Consider the following 373-nt stretch of genomic DNA (forward strand, 5'->3'; position numbering starts at 1 on the left):
CAGCAGCCAGCAGATGGCGACGGCATACGGCGACAACGGCTGGCGCAAGCTGACGGTGAGCATGACGCTGAGCGAAGCGGCCGACCTGAGCGTCTACCTGTACGGCGACCGCGACGGTGCACATCACGCCGCCGGCCATGCGGTGCTGTTCGACGATGTGACGGTGAGCAGCGCGCAACAAGGCGTGGCGCTGCAGGATGGTTTCGAAAGCGGACTGGGCGCCTGGCAGGGTTCGGGCGAGCCGATTGCGGTGACGATGGCCGGGGTGCCGGTGAATGGCGGGGAGTGGACGGCGGACACGCTGAGCGCCTACCTGCGGCAGCGGCCGAGCAATGCGCAAGACCAAACCACCCGCACCGTCTACGACGCGGCT

General features: G+C 68.1%; 1 protein-coding gene. It reads left to right on the top strand.

Features of this window, described 5'->3' with window-relative positions:
• Positions 1-13: 13 nt before the first annotated feature.
• The coding region (locus C2I19_RS21275; protein WP_146056918.1) for a hypothetical protein at positions 14-373 on the top strand (360 nt) is incomplete at its 3' end.

The organism is Chromobacterium alticapitis, from assembly GCF_002924365.1.
GTDB lineage: Bacteria > Pseudomonadota > Gammaproteobacteria > Burkholderiales > Chromobacteriaceae > Chromobacterium > Chromobacterium alticapitis.